Annotated in this window: 13 protein-coding genes and 1 pseudogene; 5 read left to right on the top strand and 9 right to left on the bottom strand. The window is 64.5% G+C overall.

Annotation, left to right across the window (positions count from 1 at the left end):
* Positions 1–32: 32 nt before the first annotated feature.
* Entirely contained in the window at positions 33–404 is a 372-nt protein-coding gene (locus ACLLJI_RS06185; protein ID WP_434619179.1) for an Rv2175c family DNA-binding protein, read from the bottom strand.
* Positions 405–671: 267 nt separating this feature from the next.
* Between ACLLJI_RS06185 and ACLLJI_RS06180 the strand changes: the two genes are divergently transcribed.
* Complete coding sequence (locus ACLLJI_RS06180; protein WP_434619176.1) at positions 672–1916, top strand: LysM peptidoglycan-binding domain-containing protein; 1245 nt, start codon at positions 672–674, stop codon at positions 1914–1916.
* 92 nt (positions 1917–2008) lie between these two features.
* Positions 2009–4156: a protein kinase domain-containing protein gene (locus ACLLJI_RS06175; protein ID WP_434619173.1), complete on the top strand. Its 2148-nt coding sequence runs from the start codon at positions 2009–2011 to the stop codon at positions 4154–4156.
* A 16-nt stretch (positions 4157–4172) separates the two neighbouring features.
* Here the strand turns inward: ACLLJI_RS06175 and ACLLJI_RS06170 are convergent, their stop codons facing one another.
* Both ACLLJI_RS06170 and ACLLJI_RS06165 read right to left on the bottom strand, forming a co-directional pair.
* A complete protein-coding gene (locus ACLLJI_RS06170; protein WP_434619170.1) occupies positions 4173–5594 on the bottom strand; it encodes a class II 3-deoxy-7-phosphoheptulonate synthase in 1422 nt (473 codons plus the stop codon).
* A 535-nt stretch (positions 5595–6129) separates the two neighbouring features.
* Positions 6130–6810, bottom strand: a pseudogene (locus ACLLJI_RS06165) (lysophospholipid acyltransferase family protein); the annotation flags it as partial.
* 174 nt (positions 6811–6984) lie between these two features.
* On the opposite strand from ACLLJI_RS06165, the gene ACLLJI_RS06160 reads away from it, so the two are divergent.
* Both ACLLJI_RS06160 and ACLLJI_RS06155 read left to right on the top strand, forming a co-directional pair.
* Positions 6985–7722 (top strand): alpha/beta hydrolase, encoded by a 738-nt coding sequence (locus ACLLJI_RS06160; protein WP_434619167.1) that lies wholly within the window; start codon positions 6985–6987, stop codon positions 7720–7722.
* The gene (locus ACLLJI_RS06155) at positions 7712–8335 is read left to right on the top strand and encodes a hypothetical protein (protein ID WP_434619164.1); all 624 of its coding nucleotides are present in this window, start codon (positions 7712–7714) and stop codon (positions 8333–8335) included. The genes ACLLJI_RS06160 and ACLLJI_RS06155 overlap by 11 nt, the downstream gene beginning before the upstream one ends.
* A 241-nt stretch (positions 8336–8576) precedes the next feature.
* Here ACLLJI_RS06155 and ACLLJI_RS06150 read toward each other — a convergent pair whose 3' ends face one another.
* From ACLLJI_RS06150 to ACLLJI_RS06135, 4 genes are all read right to left on the bottom strand, one after another.
* Positions 8577–9980, bottom strand: coding sequence for an IS1182 family transposase (locus tag ACLLJI_RS06150; protein WP_434621093.1), 1404 nt, complete (start codon positions 9978–9980; stop codon positions 8577–8579).
* Between the two features lie 213 nt (positions 9981–10193).
* On the bottom strand, positions 10194–11282 hold the full coding sequence (locus tag ACLLJI_RS06145) for an IS630 family transposase (RefSeq protein ID WP_434615129.1): 1089 nt from the start codon (positions 11280–11282) through the stop codon (positions 10194–10196).
* A 47-nt stretch (positions 11283–11329) separates the two neighbouring features.
* Positions 11330–12424 carry an ROK family glucokinase gene (locus ACLLJI_RS06140; RefSeq protein WP_434619161.1) on the bottom strand — a complete coding sequence of 365 codons (1095 nt, stop codon included), beginning with the start codon at positions 12422–12424 and terminating at the stop codon, positions 11330–11332.
* Positions 12425–12454: 30 nt separating this feature from the next.
* Positions 12455–12829, bottom strand: coding sequence for a hypothetical protein (locus tag ACLLJI_RS06135; protein ID WP_434621795.1), 375 nt, complete (start codon positions 12827–12829; stop codon positions 12455–12457).
* Between the two features lie 262 nt (positions 12830–13091).
* On the opposite strand from ACLLJI_RS06135, the gene ACLLJI_RS06130 reads away from it, so the two are divergent.
* Positions 13092–14909, top strand: coding sequence for an AMP-dependent synthetase/ligase (locus ACLLJI_RS06130; protein ID WP_434619158.1), 1818 nt, complete (start codon positions 13092–13094; stop codon positions 14907–14909).
* A 46-nt stretch (positions 14910–14955) separates the two neighbouring features.
* On the opposite strand, the gene ACLLJI_RS06125 is transcribed toward ACLLJI_RS06130, so the two are convergent.
* Together ACLLJI_RS06125 and ACLLJI_RS06120 are read right to left on the bottom strand one after the other, a co-directional pair.
* Entirely contained in the window at positions 14956–16386 is a 1431-nt protein-coding gene (locus ACLLJI_RS06125) for a mycothione reductase (protein WP_434621280.1), read from the bottom strand.
* Positions 16387–16389: 3 nt separating this feature from the next.
* Positions 16390–17916 carry a MinD/ParA family ATP-binding protein gene (locus tag ACLLJI_RS06120; protein WP_434619155.1) on the bottom strand — a complete coding sequence of 509 codons (1527 nt, stop codon included), beginning with the start codon at positions 17914–17916 and terminating at the stop codon, positions 16390–16392.
* Positions 17917–17937 lie beyond the last annotated feature (21 nt).

Below are 17937 nucleotides of genomic sequence, written 5' to 3'. Positions count from 1 at the left end.
TGCGCACGGAGCGCAACCGCCGGAGACCGCGTTTACCAGCCGAGGGCCTGGGCGCGGCGGCGGATCTCCGTCTTGCGTCCCTCGCGCAGCGCATCGACCGGGCGGCCCGGAAGGGAATCATCTTCGGTGAACAACCAGGCAATGGCCTCTTCGTCGCTGAACGCTGCATCGCTGAGTACCACCAAGGTGCCCCTCAGACTGTCAAGAATCTTCCCGTCCACGAAGAATGCAGCGGGGACGGATCGGATTTTGCGTTCGCCGATCCGGACTGCCAACAGCGCCCGGCTCTCCAGCAGGCTGTGGACCTTGGTGATCGAAACGCCCAGCAGCTCACTGACATCGGGCAGGGGCAACCATTCGCTGACTAGTTTCTCCACATTGTTCACCCCATAAGCGTGCCACATCCCTGGACCGCCATCCTATTCCTGCCGGTCACCGGTCCGGCGGGCATATATCACTGCCGCAACACTCCCTGCAAGCCCGCTCCCCGGTTTTGGAAATGATTGTGCTATAAGAATTCTCGTGTAAATTCACATTAGTCACTTTTGTAACTAAGTTAACAGGAGGCCACCTCATTAACACTGGCACCTCCCCCATCAACGTTGAGGAACAATTTCATGACTCCCGCACATGCGCCACGACCGGGCCAGAAATCAGTAAGGAAGCTGGCCGTGGTTACCACTGCAGCCCTTCCTGTGGTCATGCTTTCATCCCTCGCTCTGGCAATGCCGGCAGCCGCTGCGCCGGGTACGGCTCCGGCCATGAGCACGGGCTCCGTGGCCTCCGTGTCGGCGATCACAGCCGCGCGGTACGCCCACTTGCCAGCGGGAAATGTCGCTACGGCCATCCCCGCCAGCTTCGCGCCGGCCAAGGCCGCCGCCCCGGCCGATTACATGGTGCTACCCGGTGATACCGTCAGTGCCATCGCGGGCCGGTTCGACTTGGACGTCAGCCAAGTGCTTGATTTGAACCAATTGGGAGCGGCCTCGCTGATCCATCCCGGCCAAAAGCTCACGCTGACCGGCACGGCCCCCGCCGCACCGGCTACCGTGACTCATGCAGCCACGCCGACCGCCGCCGTCGACAGCTACACCGTTCAGGCCGGCGATACCATCAGCGCCATCGCAGCTGCCCACTCGCTCTGGGTCAGCGACGTACTGTCCCTCAACGGCCTCAACGCCGCTTCGATCATCCGCCCCGGCCAGAGCATTAAGCTTGGCGCCCCCGCCGCGGCCGCTTCCCCGTCCAGTTCGGGGAAGTACCTGATCAAGGTGGGAGACACGCTGACCGCCATCGCGGCAGGTAACGGTGTCACGGTCCAGGCGCTGGCCTCCGCCAACAACCTCACGGTGAACAGCATCATCCACCCCGGTCAGAGCATCGCACTGCCCGGCACGGTCGCCGCGGCCTCCAGTGCTGCGCCCACGGAACTCGTGCCGAGCACTTTCCTGCACTACACCTACCCCGAGGCCGTGGTGGCCCAGGCCAACGTCAATAAGGCCGCACTGATGGCGGCTCCGGTCCCGTCCCGGGCCCAGATGCAGGAAATCGTTGCCGACACCGCCAGCCAGATGGGCGTAGATCCCTCACTCGCGCTGGCCTTTGCCCTGCAGGAATCCGGCTTCAACCATCAGTCGGTCTCCCCCGCCAATGCCATTGGCGCCATGCAGGTCATTCCGCAGGCCGGGGAATGGGCCTCCGAGCTCGTTGGACGCCACCTGAACCTGCTGGATCCGCAGGACAATGTCACTGCCGGTGTGGCGATCATTCGGGCGCTGGTCTCCACCAGTGACTCCCTGGACAATGCCATCGCCGGGTACTACCAGGGTCAGTACTCGGTCACCCTGTACGGGATGTACCCGGACACCCGGAACTACGTTGAGTCGGTGAAGGCAAACCAGGCCACGTTCGGCTAAAGCGAATTCCCCCGCGCCGCGCGGGGATAACGATGAGGGCCGGAACGGGTGTTGTTTCCGGTCCTCTTCGTTTGACCGCCTAAGATCAAAGGGTGCAAGAACTTCCGGCTGACCCCTTGGTGGGCAGCACCGTCGATCGCCGCTACCTCGTCCTGTCGAAGGTTGCGCGCGGCGGCATGTCCACCGTCTATCTGGCCACGGATCTCCGGTTGGACCGCAACGTCGCCCTGAAGGTGCTGCATCCGCATCTGGCCACGGACAGCAACTTCCTCGACCGGCTCGGAAGGGAAGCCAAGGCGGCGGCGCGCTTGTCGCACCCGCACGTCGTCGGCATGTTTGACCAGGGCAACGACGGTCCGCTGGCATATCTGGTGATGGAATACATCCCCGGCCATACGTTGCGCGATGTGCTGCACGAACACGGAGCTCTGCCGCCTCGGCTGGCACTGGCATACGTGGACACCGTCGTCGAGGGACTGGGGGCCGCACACGCGGCCGGGCTGGTGCATCGCGATGTCAAGCCCGAGAACGTCCTGATTGCCGACGACGGACGGATCAAGGTCGGAGATTTCGGGCTGGCCCGCGCGGTGACGACGACGACAAACACCGGAACGCTGATCGGCACCGTCGGATACCTCTCCCCCGAGCTCGTCGACGGGGCACCTGCCGACGCCCGCAGCGACATCTATTCCGTAGGCATCATGCTTTACGAGCTGCTCACCGGCCATCAGCCCTTCACCGGCGAACTCCCGATCCGGGTGGCCATGCAGCACCTGACCACGCCGGTTCCACCGCCCTCCGCCGAGCTGCCCGGCCTCTCCCCGGATCTGGATGAGCTGGTGCGCTGCTGCACCGAGAAAGATCCGGAGGCACGGCCCGCGGACGGCTACGCGCTGCTAGAGGATCTGCGCCATATCCGCACGACGCTCAGCGATGCGGAACTGGACTTCACCGCACCGCGGCTCCCGACGGCGGCCATGGGACAAGGCCGGACCGAGGCGATCGACCGGCCCACCGGTTCCAGCTCAAATGCCGATCACACGACGCTGATGCCGGTCGGGGCCGGTGATGGGAGCCGGTCCCAAACCGGATCCCAGCCCACCGAATTCATTGGTACTGGGGTCAACCACACGACGGTGATGCCGGCCGGCGGCCTCGCCCCGGCAGGACCGGCCGCGGCTCAACCCCATGCCGCGGCGCACCCCTACGCCGGGCAGCTCTACCCGCCGGATGAAAGAAGCGCGCCGGTCCCCGGGCCGCGCCGGCGTGACGTCAAGCGGGCGGCACGGACGGCCGAGAAGGCCCGCATCCGCGCCGCCGAGCGCCCGCTGCAGACGCTGCGCCGAGGCCGGCCACGCCGCCGCGGCATGATCTGGCTGATCATGGTGCTGGTGCTGGCCCTGTTGGGGGCCGGCGCCGGCTGGTTCTTCGGCATGGGTCCGGGTGCCCTGGCCGCCATCCCCGATGTGCAGAACAGGACCGTGGCGCAGGCCCAGGCGTTGCTGCGGGAACAAGGTTTCGGCTCCGTCAGCAGGGACGTCAACGATGAGACCGTACAACAGGGCCTGGTGGTGACGAGCGATCCGGGGCCCGCGAGGCAGCAACGGAGATTTCTCCCGGTGACTCTGTTGGTGTCCAAAGGGCCGGTGCTGTATCCGGTTCCCGCACTGGCCGGCGACACATTGGAGGCGGCCACGGCGGCCCTCCGTAACGCCAAACTGGCCGTTGGAACGGTTACGGAACAGTATGACGAACAACGGGCCGCCGGCATCGTCCTGAGCCAGGATCCCGCTGCAAAGACGCAGCAGCGCGGCGCGACATTGGTGAACCTGGTGGTTTCCAAGGGGCCGACGCCGGTCCCGGTACCCAACGTCGTCGGCCAGTCCAAGGAGGCGGCCCAGAAGGCGCTCACGGACCTCGGACTGACCACGCAGGTTGCCCCGGACACCGTTTTCGACAAGCAGATCCCGGCGGGCTCGGTGGTGTCACAGAACCCGGCCAGCGGAACGGCGGCCAAGGGAAGCGCGGTGACGCTGACCGTGTCCAAGGGTCCCAAGATGGTCAGCGTGCCCAGTTACATCGGCAAGCAGGTCGACAAAGCCGTCCATGGGCTCCAGCAGCTGGGCTTCGAGGTCAAGGTCAATAACATCCTGGGCGGGTTCTTCGGCACGGTGCGCGATCAGAGCCCGGTGAACAAGGACGTTCCCGAAGGCTCCGTCATCACGCTCACCGTGGTCTGACCGGTGCGGCGGATTTCTATGAGCGGTGGGACAGCGCTCCGGCCACCAGGAACGCCATCTCCAGCGACTGCTTGTGGTTCAGCCGTGGGTCGCAGACCGATTCATAACCTTCCAGGAAAGCCTCCTGATCGATCGGGTCCGCGCCGCCCAGACACTCGGCAACGTCGTCGCCAGTCATTTCAACGTGCAGGCCACCGGGGAATGTTCCCAAGGACTTGTGCACCTCGAAGAAGCCCCGGACCTCATCGATGACATCATCGAAGTTACGCGTCTTGTAACCGTTCGGCGAGGTAACTGTATTGCCGTGCATGGGGTCCGTCACCCAGAGGACCTGGGCCCCGGAATCGGTCACCTTCTGGACCAGTTGGGGCAGTTTTTCCCGGATGTTGCGCGCACCCATGCGGGTGATGAAGGTCAGCCGCCCGGGCTCTCGGTTAGGGTCGAGCTTGTCGATCAGGCGCAACGCATCGTCGCCGGACGTGCCGGGGCCAAGTTTGACGCCGATCGGGTTGCGGACGCGGGAGAGGAAATCCACGTGGGCGGCATCGAGCCCCCGGGTGCGTTCACCAATCCAGAGGAAATGCGCGGAGGTGTCATATGGCAGGCCTGTGCGTGAGTCGATCCGGGTCAGGGCGCGCTCATAGTCCAGCAGCAGGGCCTCGTGGCTGGCAAAGAACTCCACGCGTTTGAGCGCCTCGAAGTCGGCTCCGCAGGACGCCATGAACTTGATGGCCCGGTCAATGTCCTTGGCCAGCGACTCATAACGTGCATGGGCGGGGTTCTCGGTGAATCCCTTGTTCCACTGGTGGACCAGACGCAGGTCCGCGAAACCGCCCTGGGTGAAAGCCCGGATGAGGTTCAAAGTGGAAGCAGAGGTGTGGTAGGCCTTGAGCATCCGCGATGCATCATGGGCGCGGGATTCCGGTGTGAACTCGAAGCCGTTCACAATGTCTCCGCGGAAGGCCGGCAGCGTGACGCCGTCACGGGTTTCGTCGTTGGAGGATCGCGGCTTGGCGAACTGGCCCGCCATGCGTCCCATCTTGATCACCGGGAGCGATGCCCCGTAGGTGAGCACAACCGCCATCTGCAGGATCGTTTTCACACGGGCGCTGATCTTGTCCGCCGTTGCCGCGGCGAAGGTCTCGGCACAGTCGCCGCCCTGCAGCAGAAATGCCTTTCCCTGGGCCGCCTGCGCCAAGCGGTCGCGCAGATCGTCCACCTCGCCGGCGAAGACCAGCGGCGGCAGCATCGACAGCTCCTTTACGGACGCTTCGTATACCGAGGCATCCGACCATGAGGGCTGCTGCGCAATCGGCAGCTGACGCCAGGTGTCAAGTCCGGGATAGACGGCGGATCCGCCCGTCGCTGCGGGCACCGCAGCGGCGGCCGCAGCCCCATGGTTCGGAACAGTCGGCGCGGGCGTTGATAAATCGGTCACGTATTAAGCCTAGTTGCTTTTGTGGGCGAACGACGACGGCCGGCGGTCACGAAAGGGGAATCAGCCGTCACAAAACCGGCGTAGCACCCTGACGGTGCATCGCGAGGCCGGGAATGCCGACGCGGGAAACCGCGCCCGAAGGGCGGCGTCCGCTTAGCGGACCGGACCCCCGCTTAGCGGACCGGACACCCGCTTAGCCCACCGGGGGCCCGCTTAAAGGAGGGGTTCCTCCCCCGCCGGTGGCACGGTCCTTCGGCGGAACGGACGAAGCCGCATCGTGGCCGGCGGTCGCTCGGGCTCCGGTGTCTCCATCCTCGGCTCGAAGAATTGCTTCAGCGACGGACGGCGGAACCGCCACGGATTTCTCCGGCCTCTCCGCCGACGGGAGCCTGTCAGACGGGTCCTTGCCCAGGCCCGGCGTTGGAGGACTTCCACCGATCACCGTCACGGCCCCGGGTTTCACCGCGTTGTCTCCCGCTGCCCGCAGCCGGACGGCAGCGGCAGCTTTGGAATCCACCGCGTCTTTCCCCGCCTTCCTAGCGGCAAGCTTTTCCTTCACCGTGCTGGCATAGGCGTCCACGTATTCCTGACCGGACAGGCGCATGAGCTCGTACATGATTTCATCCGTGACGGATCGTTGGACAAACCTGTCGTTTTCGAGGCCTTGGTAGCGGGTGAAATCCATCGGTTCACCGAAGATGACGCCGATGCGCCGGATGTTGGGAATTTTGCGTCCTATCGGCTGCACCTTGTCCGTTCCGATCATGGCCACCGGGATGACCGGAACACCGGCGCTGAGCACCAGTTTCGCGACGCCGACCTTGCCCCGGTACAGCTTGCCGTCGGGACTGCGTGTACCCTCCGGATAAATGCCAAGCAGGCCGCCGTTGTGCAGGATCTGCCGCCCGGATTCCAGCGAGTTAGCGGACGCGGCGCCACCTGAGCGGTCCATCGGCAGCTGGTTGGTCAGACGAAAAAACGCGGCCGTCAGCTTACCCTTGATGCCCTTCCCGGTGAAATACTCTGATTTCGCCAAGAAGACCACCGGCCGAGGGACCATCAAAGGCATGAAGATGGAGTCTGAAAACGACAAATGATTGCTGGCCAGCACGGCTGCCCCATCCGCCGGAATATTATCCAAACCCTTGATCCACGGCCGGAACACCAGTTTCAGGACCGGACCGATGAATATCCGCTTCATCACCCAATAGAACACGCGGGGTTCCCTTCTGGTGCCTTCGCGCACGGGCGCAGCCGTTGCTGCTGTCCTGACCGGCACTTTTTCTAAAACATTACTCTAGTGAGAAAAGGCTGGAAAAGTGACACCATGGCCCTATGACGATCACACTTGGTGCCGGGGATTTTGATCTCCTTGTTCCCGTCTGCGGCAATGGTTTTCACTAGCCCGGGACACGGAGCCATGGCGCGGGTGGGCGTAGCTCTCAGTCATGGCTTCACCGGTTCCCCGGTGAGCCTGCAGGGCTGGGCCGACTACCTTGCCGGACAGGGATTCGCTGTCAGCCTGCCGTTGCTTTCCGGGCACGGCACCAGTTGGGAGGACTTGGCTAAGACCCCCTGGACCCGGTGGTACAGCGATTTTGAAAGGGCATATCTGGACCTGACGGACCGTTGCGACGTGGTCTTTACCGCCGGGCTGTCCATGGGTGGTGCGCTGGCGCTGCGCGTGGCGGAGCACCACCATGTTGCCGGGGTCGCCGTCGTTAATCCGGGACTGACATTTTCGGACAAACGCGCCAGATACTCCGGCCTGCTGAAATACATTGTCAAAAGTGTCCCCGCCATCGGTAATGACATCAAAATGACCGACGTGGACGAGGGGGCCTATGCCCGGACCCCGGTGGCGGCGGTCCACCAGCTGTCCGCCCTCTTCAAGGACACCGTGGCCGGGTTGGGGCAGGTCCAGGCGCCCACGATCGTTTTCCGCTCCTCCGTGGACCGGGTCGTCCCGGAAAGCAGCATGGATATCCTCGGTGACCGGATCGGCAGCACCAATTACGAAGTCGTTCGACTAGAGAACAGCTATCACGTGGCGACCATGGACAACGACGCCGCGCAGATCTTCGAAGGGTCCGCAGCCTTTTTCCGGGAGCATTCCGTTGGTCAATAAACCAGAGCAAAACCCGTCCGGGCCCAGCGCGAACGACGACGACGATGCGGTCTGGCGCGATCTCGTGGCGCGGCTGGAAAGCCCGTCCGCGCAGGGATACTCGCCGGAAGGACTGACCGACGACTCATCCGGCGGATCGCCCGCCGCAGGAGACGGTGGCACGGGAATCCCGGAACAACGTGATTACCCGTCCTTCTCTGACTTTGACCCGTTGGGCGTGTCCCGTCGGGAGCGCAGGCCCGGCGTTCGTGACTCCGGCCCGGGCACGGATGCCGGTTCCCGAACCCCTGCCGACGGTCCCTCCAAGGATCCAAACGAAGGAGCTCCGAGAGGCCCGCGCGACTATGCGGGAGACGACCCCTGGCCCGACGATGAGGGTTTTGTCCCGGCAGAGCCTCCGCCGCTTTCCAGCGTCGAACCCGCACTGATGCTTGCCTGGACGGGTGCGCTGGGCGGCCCGCTTGCCGTGCTGCTGGCCGCTTTGTTCTGGCGCGACGCACCAGTCACGGCGATCATCGCGATGATCGCGGTTTTCGTCGTCTCCGCCGGCTACCTGATGTTCCGGCTGCCGTCCCACCGGGAGGACGACGACGACGACGGCGCCGTCGTGTAGGCACCGACATGCAGGCGCCGCGGTCGCCCCTCGGACCGGTAGCGGAGCACCGGGAGCGCTTCTAGGTGCATGGGTCGGTAGTGGTTTTAGCCGTTTGATGTTCGGCGGCGTGGCAGCCGATGAATCCTGATGCCGGTAATAATTTCCTTTGAAGGAGGCGCCCCCGCCCCGAGGGATCGTTCAGCGAGGTGTGAAGAGCCGCCGTTGGCGTCCCGGGGCTGCCCCGTTGCCGGCCCCCGTTCTACATCCGCGCCAGGGAGGCCGCCCGGGTGCGGTGGCTGAAGAGCTTCATTAGGTTGTGGCACCCTGCCAGCAACTCCCACTCACGCGCTGCCTTCTCCATGCCGCGCAGGAGCACGTTTTTGCCCTGCCGGGTCTTGATCTGGCCGAAGACCGGTTCAACGATCGCTTTGCGCCGGGCATAAATTTTCTTGCCCTTCTTGGTTTTGAGTTTCCGTCCCATCCGTTCTGCCAGGCTCGCGTTGGCCGGGATCCTGCCCCGGGGCGACTCGGGAATCGGCGTACCGTGTTTCATGCGTCGGGTGGAGATGAAGAACTCGGTTGAATGAGCCGTTTCAACGTCTTTGACGTGCTCGAGGTTGGCTGCCGAGCAATACCCGGCGTCGGCACTCCACGTCGTGGGCATTGCACCTACAGAGACAGCCGTGTGTTCGATCATGGGGGCCAGCTGCTGCACATCCACGGCCACGTTGTTCAATCTGGTGGCAACAATTACCTGGTGGTCAGCATCCACGACGGCCTGGCCGTTGTAGCAGTAATGGTATGAACCATCCGCGGTTTTCATGATCCGCGCGTCCGGGTCCGTGAAGTTCCGTTGCGCCGTGGGCTTCGGCTCGGCCTTCGCAGCGGCAGTGTCGCCGGCAGCGGTGATGTCCTCGTCATCATCGCCGCGGGACCGGGCCTTCTCTTCCGCGAGCTGGCGGGCCTTGGCAGCGGCTTCTTCCTCCAGTGAGGCACGGGCCGTGGCCATCGCCGCGGCCCGGGCCCGCCTGTTCGCCAGCTCCGCGGGGAGTTCGTCCCCGCGAGTGCCCGGCCCGAAGCGGGCGTCCTCGGCCGCGTCGACGGTCTTCGCCTCTTCCATCAGGTCGCTGATCTCATCGGCCAGGACCTTCTGCTTCGCGCTCAACCGGGCATAGCTCATGGCCTTGTGCCGGGACGCGTTGGCCCGCACCTTCGTCCCGTCCAGGGCCACCCTGCCCAGGGAGACCATACCCGCGGCCCGGCACAGTTCCAGGGCCTGGAGGAACACGTTCGCCAGGGCCGCGAGGTGGCGTTCGCGGAAACGGGCGATCGAGCGGAAATCAGGGGCCTGCTGCGCGGCCAGCCACCGGAACGCGACCACATCCGTACATGCCCGCTCCAACTCCCGCGAGGAGCGGACCCCGACACAATATCCGTACAGGACGATGCGCAGCATCAGGCGCGGATCATACGGCGGCTGGCCCTTGGCCTTCGCATAGGACTTGTAGAAGCGGGCCAGGTCCAGCTCCGTGTCCACCATTTCGGCAATGAACCGGGCCAGATGGTTTTGCGGCAGCCACTCATCCAGTGACGGCGGGACCAGCATCACCGCCTCGGGTTCAAACCCCCGGAACCGCTTCCTGGCCCCGCCGTTGGCATCCATCGGCTCATCAACGGCCGGAGGCACGAGGGGCCCCACGAGCGACTCGGCGAACAAACCATCCTGGGAACCGGCATCCATACCCCAATTCTCCCAGCCCCACATCCGGCAGCCCGGCTAATCCGCCGGCGTTTTAAACAATTCGCCGGCGTTTTAAAACTAGGACGGACTACTGACCCACGCACCTAGGACCGGGAGCGCTTCTAGTGTAGTGTCTCAGTTTTGTTTTGTGGCTTGGAGGGCTACGCGTCCGCGGCGGACTTTTTCGATGATGGAGTCGGCGGTCGCTGTCCAAATCAGCGGCGTGGGGTTCTCGTTGTTGACGCGGATGTAGGCTTCGATTTTCTCGATTAAATCCGGCACCGAGTGGAAGACCCCGCGGCGCAGTGCCCTCTCCGTGAGGTCCCTGAACCAGCGCTCCACCAGGTTCAGCCAGGAGGAGGAGGTTGGGGTGAAATGCAGGTGAAACCGCGGGTTCTTCTCCAGCCACGCTTTCACGTTCGAATGCTTATGGGTCGCATAGTTGTCCACTATGAGGTGGATTTGAAGGCCCTTGGGGACCTCCTTCTCGATGGTTTTTAGAAACCCCAGGAATTCATCGTGCCGGTGCTTGGGCACGCAGGATCCCAGGACCTTTCCCGTGGCGACCTCCAAGGCCGCGAAGAGCGTGGTGGTTCCGTTGCGCTTGTAGTCATGCGTTACGGTCTCGGCCCGACCCCTGACCATCGGCAGGGACGGTTGGGAACGGTCAAGAGCCTGGATCGAGGTCTTCTCATCCATGCAGAAAACCATCGCGTTCTCCGGCGGATTCAGGTACAGCCCGCACACATCAATGAGCTTCTCGTCAAAGTTCGGATCGGTGGAGAGCTTGAACGTCTTGATCAGGTGCGGCTTCAGCCCACGTGCCGCCCAAATCCGCTGCACCTGCGCCGGAGACACACCGACACGTGCCGCCATGGACCGCACCGACCAATGCGTCGCACCCTCCGGTTTGGAAAACCGCGTCAATTCAACGATTTCGGCGATCTTCGACTCCGGGATCGCCGGCTTGCGCCCCCGCCCCTCCTTGACCTTGCCGAACTCCTTCAGCCCTTCCCCTACGAACCGGGCACGCCAAGCCCGCACCGTCGCCGGGCTTACACCCACCACCCGGGAGATCCACTCGTTAGCCAGGCCCTCGGCAGCCATCAGGAGAACCTGCGCCCGCTGCACCTCGCGATGTGAAGCAAGCCGAGACTTGGACAGGGCCTCCAAGACCTGGTGCTGGGCGTCGGTGAGGGTCAATGCGGGAGCTGGATTCGACATGTTCCCAGCTTAATCCACAAGTCATAAACTATTTTGGAGACACACCACTAGGACCGGGATCCGCTGCTGATCCGGGAAAGGTCCGCCGCGCCGATCATGCCCGCCCGTGGACCCAAGGCCGCCAGTGAAATCTGCGCCGCGGGCCGGAAGCCGCGGCCGGTGAGGTTTCGGCCGAAAGCCCGGCGGGCCGGTTCCAGGAGCAGTTCCCCCGCCTCGCAGAGTCCGCCCCCTATGACGAACATTCCCGGGTCCAAGGCGGCCGCCAGATTAGAAAGCCCAAGGCCCAGCCAGTCGCCGACCTCCTCCACCAACTCACGGCACGCGGCATCCCCGGCCATCGCCAGCTCTGTCACGACGGCCCCGGTAATCGTGTCCACGGCACCGCCGACCCGGCGAAGCAATTCCTGCGCCACAGGCGAATTGGCCCTGGCCAGTTCGCGGGCCTCCCGCCCCAGTGCGTTCCCGGAGGCGTATTGTTCCCAGCACCCGCGGTTACCGCACTCGCAGCGGTGTCCCTGCGGCATGATCACCTGATGGCCGAATTCACCGGCCAGTCCGAAGCGCCCGCGTTCCAACCGCGAGTCCATCACCATGGCTCCGCCGATGCCCGTGCCCAACGTGATGCAGACCAGCCGGCTTTGCCCATGGCCGGCGCCGAAGCGCCATTCCGCCCAACCGGCCGCATCGGCGTCGTTGCTGAGGACCACCCGGCGGCGCAGCATACGCTCCAGGTTTTCCCGCAGTGGCTCGTTCCGCCACGCCAGGTGTGGGCTGAAAAGCACCATGCTGGAACTTAGATCCATCCAACCGGCGGCTCCAATGCCGACGGAGACAACACGGTGGTCGGCAGAGAGTTCGCGGACCAGTTCCACAATCGTCGCCTCGACGGCGCGCGGGTCGCTTCCCGGCGTCAGCTGCCTCCGCTCGTCCAGAACCACCCCACGCGGGTCCACTACGCCGGCCGCAACCTTGGTGCCACCGATGTCGATGCCTATCACGAGCCCGCTGCGCCCCAGGCGCCGCGGAACGCGCTCCGGCCTGTGCTCGTACGTCCGGCGGCTCCCCAAGCCCGGACGGTGCCAGGCGGCCGTTAGCACGGAAGCGGCCCGGCGGCCGGATCCGCGGGAATCATTGTCGACCATTCTTGTCATTCTACCGAGGCCGAACGGGCCTCATGTCGCCGTTCGGATCCGCCGGCCGGCCCGCAGGCCTGCCCGGCCAGCTCTCACGTCCCCGCCGCCGCACCCAACCGGCAGGACCACCCCCGAAAGCGCCCCTCGCGCGATCGGTTCGGCGCGATCGGTTCGCGCGATCGGTTTATCGGCGCGCATGGTATCGAGGGTGCTGGTGGCGAACACCGGGTGGACGCGGTGGGTTTCGAGCAAGGTCTCTTGGTCCGGGGTGATCGCCGCCAGATTCTCCGGGAACCGGGAAGCGACCGCGTCGAGCTGACATGCATGACCGAACGTGAACCCGCGCAGGAACGATCCGAGCGTCGAGGGGGCAGACCACTTATTGAAAAGGTTGCCCGGGGGAATCGCCGTCACAGGGCAGGAATTACCTGCGGAAGACCGGGCAGTGGCTTCACCATTCCAGCTTTCCGAGGGAGCGTCCGCGTAATGACTCATGAGAAACCAGGACGGTTCGATTTTCGGCGGAGGGGGCGGCCCCGGCGGGGGGCCGGCTTGGGAAAGTAGGGCCTGCAGCCAAAATGTTACTGACTAGTAACAGCATCTGAGCCGCCCCGCCGATGGTGCCGGATAGAGTAATGGCAAACCCCTGTGGTCCTCAGGTATCGAAGGAGCTATAGTGCGACAATTTTCCGTTGCGGCAGTGGTGAATGTTCCCCGGAACACGAACACCACGGATCTGGTCCTGCGGCAGGCGAACAAGGCCTCCAATCCCGCCCTGTTCGCCCGTCTGGACGGGGAGAAGAACTGGGTGGACATCCCCGCCACGGAGTTCCGTGATGATGTCGGCGCCCTGGCCAAAGGTCTGATGGCCTCCGGTATCCGCCTTGGGGACCGAGTGGGCATCATGGCCCGCACGCGCTATGAATGGTCACTGGTGGACTTCGCCATCTGGTTCGCCGGGGCCGTTTCGGTGCCGATCTACGAGACTTCCTCCCCCAGTCAGGTGGCCTGGAATCTCGGCGATTCCGGCGCCGTCGCGGTTTTTGCTGAAACCGCCAACCATGAAAATGTGGTCCGCCAGGCCGCCACCGCGGAGGGCCTGACCGCGCTGGCGCACGTCTGGCAGCTGGGGGCGGCCAGCCTGCAGGAACTGCGTACTGCCGGGCAGTCCGTTTCGGATACCGAGCTGGAGGAACGGCGGACCGCCCGCGGCCTGGACGACCTCGCCACCATTATCTACACCTCCGGAACCACCGGCCGGCCCAAAGGCTGCGAGCTGACGCACGGCAACTTCGTTGAACTCTCAGACAATGCCCTGGGTGTGCTTTCCGACGTGGTTCCCGAGGGTGCGCAGACCATTATGTTCCTGCCGCTGGCCCATGTCTTTGCCCGCTTTATCTCCGTCCTCGCGGTGGCAGCCGGCGCCAAGGTGGCGCACACACCGGACATCAAGCACCTGCTCTCGGATCTGCAGAGCTTCCAGCCGAGTTTCATTTTGGCCGTTCCACGGGTATTTGAAAAAATCTACAACTCGGCCGCGCTCAAGGCCGAGTCCGAGGGTAAGGGCAAAATTTTCACTAAGGCCGCGGAGGTTGCCATCGCATACTCGCGCGCCCGGCAGGGTGGTTCGGTCCCGTTCCTGCTCAAGGCCAAGCATGCGATCTTCGATAAGCTGGTCTACCGAAAACTTCGGGCAGCCATGGGTGGGCAGGTCAAACATGCGGTGTCCGGCGGTGGGCCGCTGGGCGAGCGGCTCGGCCACTTCTTCCAGGGCATCGGGTTGCAGATCCTCGAAGGATACGGACTGACGGAAACCACCGCGCCGGTGACGGTGAACCGGCCCGCGATGATCAGAATCGGCACCGTTGGGGCCCCGCTGCCCGGCAATGCGGTCAAAATTGCCGACGACGGCGAAATTCTCGCCAAGGGCGTCAGCGTGATGCGCGGTTACTGGCACCGCGATGACCTCACCACCGAAGCGTTTGCCGATGGTTGGCTGCACACCGGGGACATCGGCGAGCTCGACGCCGAGGGTTTCCTGCGCATCACCGGGCGCAAGAAGGAAATCATTGTCACCGCCGGCGGCAAAAACGTTGTTCCGGCGCTGTTGGAGGATCAGATCCGTGCCGACGCGCTGATCTCCCAGTGCGTGGTGCTCGGAGATCAGCGGCCCTTCATTTCCGCTCTCGTGACCCTGGATGAAGAGGCGCTGCCTAAATGGGCCGAAAACCACGGCCTGCCCGCGGGCATCAGCCTGAGCGAGGCGATCGGACAGGACACCATCCGGAATGCCGTTCAGAAGGCAATCGACAAGGCCAACGCGTCCGTCTCGGCGGCCGAATCCATCAAGGCCTTCCGCATCGTGCCCACCGATTTCACCGAGGCTTCCGGACACCTCACGCCGTCGCTGAAGATCAAGCGCAGCCAGGTGCTGAAGGATTTCGATGATGTCGTCGCCGATATTTACTCGGCGAAGAAACCGGCTGACCGATAGGACGGGTGTTGCGGCCGGAACCTCGCAGCACCCGGATGCCAGCAGGTCAGTGCTTCGAGCCGACTTTCAAGGACAGCAGGGCGTTTTCCACGACCTCGGTTAGGGCTGGATGGATCCAGTACTGGCCACGCGCCATGGTGCGGACATCCAGACCGAAGCTCATGGCCTGAATGAGGGGCTGGATCAGCATTGACGCCTCGTGGCCCATGATGTGTGCGCCGAGCAGCAGTCCACTGTCTTTCTCCGCGACGAGCTTCACGATGCCGGTGGTGTCCTCCATGGCCCAGCCGTAGGCCGTCGAACCGTAATCCTGCACGGCCGTGACGATCTCCAGGCCGTGGCGGGCGGCATGGGCCAGAGCCTGCTCCTCGGTCATCCCCACCTTGGCGATCTGGGGCCGCGTAAAGACGGCCTCCGGGACAAATCTGTGGTCGCTGGCGCGCAGCTGCCCGGGGTGCAGCAGATTGTGTGCCACCGTACGGGCCTCATGGTTTGCCACATGCTTGAGCTGGAAGTCGCTGCTGACATCCCCCAGCGACCACACGCCGCTAATGGGCTTCCCTCCCGAGAGCACACGCTGATACTTATCTACCCGGAGCCGGCCGTCGGCGGTCAGATCGAATCCCGCCGCGGTCGCATTGAGGCCATCGGTGTTGGGCCTGCGGCCGGTGGCGAGCAGCACCAGATCCACTTCCACGGAGGCCGGCGCGTCGGCCACTCCTGCCACCGGTGCCAACTCCGCGAGGACGCGTCCTGGCCGGTCCGGCACTGCCCGGACGGACGCCACCTGATAGCCGTGCCGGATATCCCAGCGGCCTCTGACCTGCTCCTCGAAACGCCGCGAAATTTCGGCGTCCTGACTCTTGAGCAACCCGGGGGATCGGGTCAGCATGACCACCTCGGAGCCCAGTGAAGCGAAGATATGGCCGAACTCCGCTGCGATGAACCCGCCACCGACGATCAGGACCCTGGCGGGCAGTTCATCAACCCTCATGATCGTGTCCGAAGTATGCACCTGGAGCAGGTGGTTCCCCGGAAAGTCCGGGATGACCGGCCGGGAGCCGGCTGCCACGACGATCTGTTCCGCCGTGATCACCGTGCCGCCGGCAGTGCGCAGGGCCTTCGGTCCGGTGAATTCGGCATGCTCCGGATAGAGGGTGATATTCGGTTCCCCATGTGCGCGGTATTCCATCCCGCCGGCTGAAATCGCATCAATGCGGCCAAAGATCCTGTCCCGGATGGCACGCCAGTGCACGGCGGTGACTTCCGCCCGAACGCCCAGGCGGGCTGCCTCGCGCGTTCCGGCCGCGAGATCTGCGGGATAAACGAACATTTTGGTCGGAATGCAGCCAACGTTCAGACAGGTCCCACCGAACGTTCCGCCGTCGATCACGGCAATTTTCTTATTCGCCCATTGCGGACCCGGCAGGGAGTTGCCGGACCCGGAACCGAGGATCGCAAGATCGTAATGTGTCATCATTCAGCCCGCCTGCAGCTCGTCGACCACCAGAGCGGCAAGTTCCATGGCCGCCGCACGGGTGGCCGGACGCAGCTCGTCGAGCCGGACACGGGAGCCCTCGGCCAGGTGCCGGTCATACGGGATCCGTAGTACGTGACTGACGCGGGACCGGAAATGGTCCTCAATCTCGCCGATGTTGACCTGGGTGCTGTCCCCTGAGGACATGTTGATCACCACGATTGCCTTGGCCACCAGATCATGCCGGCCGTGGGCTTCCAGCCAGGAGAGCGTCTCCGAGGCAAGCCGCGCCTCGTCGACGCTGCCGCCGGAAACCAGCACAACGGCGTCGGCCTTCTCCAGCGTCCCCTTCATCACCGAATGCACCATTCCGGTTCCCGAATCCGTCAGCACAATCGAATAGTAACGCCCGAGAATGTCTGTGACGGCCCGGTAGTCCGAATCGTCGAACGCCTGGGCTACGGCCGGATCGGTATCCGAGGCCAGCACGTCGAGGCGGGATCCGTCGCGTGCCACATAAGTGGACAGCTGCGAAAAGGTATTGACGCTGAACCGGTCCTGGACCAGTTGGCGTGCGGTAAAGTCCGCACGCCCGGGCGATCTGTCCGAGAGCGTTCCGCGGTCCGGATTTGCGTCCATCGCGATGACCCGATCCTCCCGCAGCTCGGCCAACGCCATCCCCAGCAGCGTGGTCACCGTGGTCTTACCCACGCCGCCTTTGCGTGAAAGCACCGGTACGTAGCGGGTGTGGTGCCCCAACCGTGCCGAGATGCGGTGTTCGCGGGCACGCTGGACGCGCACCTTGTCCGAATCTCCCACGTGGAGGGACCCGAAAGTGAGCTTGTACAGCCACAGCCGCCATCCGCCGGCGGGCGGGGCCGCCGCCGGATTGAGCAGCCGATCCGCGGTCAGCGCCGCTGCCGGCTCCGGGCCGTCTTCACGGCCCCGCCGCGCGCTGCGGGGCTGATCGCGGCGGTGCCGATCACTGCCGACATTGTCCCTGAGGTTCTTGCCACTGCCGGCTTGGGCACTGCCGGCTTGGGCACTGCGGGACGCACGTGCTGATTCCGGAACGGCCGGAATGGAGCCGGTCGGTTCCCCGCCGGCTGCCGCGGCATACAGCGGTTCCCGGCTTGGGTCCGCCGCCGAAGGTACCGCGGTGGTCAGCACCTCGGCGGCTGTGGATCCTGGCCGGGGCGGCGACGTCGCGGGATCATTGGATTGCAGCGGAATCACGGGCGTCATGGACGTCACCGTCCCGGCGGAACCGGGATCGGTTACGGCATCTGAGCTGACCAGCGCAACGGCAGCGCCGTCGTCGTCGCTGCCGTCCACATTTTCGTCGTCCACATTCCCGACACCGCCGTTTTCGACACGCTCGCCGCCCGACGCGGCGGAAATGGCATCACCTCTGACACCAGCGCCGACCACACGGGCCGTCTGGCCGCCGTCGGTCTTCGCGCCTGCGGCCTCGTCCTTCGCTTCGCGTCCGGACCGTCCGTTCACCGGATTGTTCTCGTCCTGCGTCATAACTCCCGCCCGCTGCAAGGG

This window comes from Arthrobacter sp. A5 (assembly GCF_051131705.1).
In the GTDB taxonomy this organism is placed as follows: Bacteria; Actinomycetota; Actinomycetes; order Actinomycetales; family Micrococcaceae; genus Arthrobacter_M.
Note: the sequence above shows the minus strand (reverse complement) of the source record. Positions and strands in the feature narration are given on the sequence as shown.

Coding starts and splice junctions, on each gene's coding strand:
- ACLLJI_RS06140 (WP_434619161.1), bottom strand. CDS start 12,424: ATGGTCGACAATGATTCCCGCGGATCCGGCCGCCGGGCCGCTTCCGTG.
- ACLLJI_RS06120 (WP_434619155.1), bottom strand. CDS start 17,916: ATGACGCAGGACGAGAACAATCCGGTGAACGGACGGTCCGGACGCGAA.
- ACLLJI_RS06145 (WP_434615129.1), bottom strand. CDS start 11,282: ATGTCGAATCCAGCTCCCGCATTGACCCTCACCGACGCCCAGCACCAG.
- ACLLJI_RS06160 (WP_434619167.1), top strand. CDS start 6,985: ATGGTTTTCACTAGCCCGGGACACGGAGCCATGGCGCGGGTGGGCGTA.
- ACLLJI_RS06125 (WP_434621280.1), bottom strand. CDS start 16,386: ATGACACATTACGATCTTGCGATCCTCGGTTCCGGGTCCGGCAACTCC.
- ACLLJI_RS06150 (WP_434621093.1), bottom strand. CDS start 9,980: ATGGATGCCAACGGCGGGGCCAGGAAGCGGTTCCGGGGGTTTGAACCC.
- ACLLJI_RS06185 (WP_434619179.1), bottom strand. CDS start 404: ATGTGGCACGCTTATGGGGTGAACAATGTGGAGAAACTAGTCAGCGAA.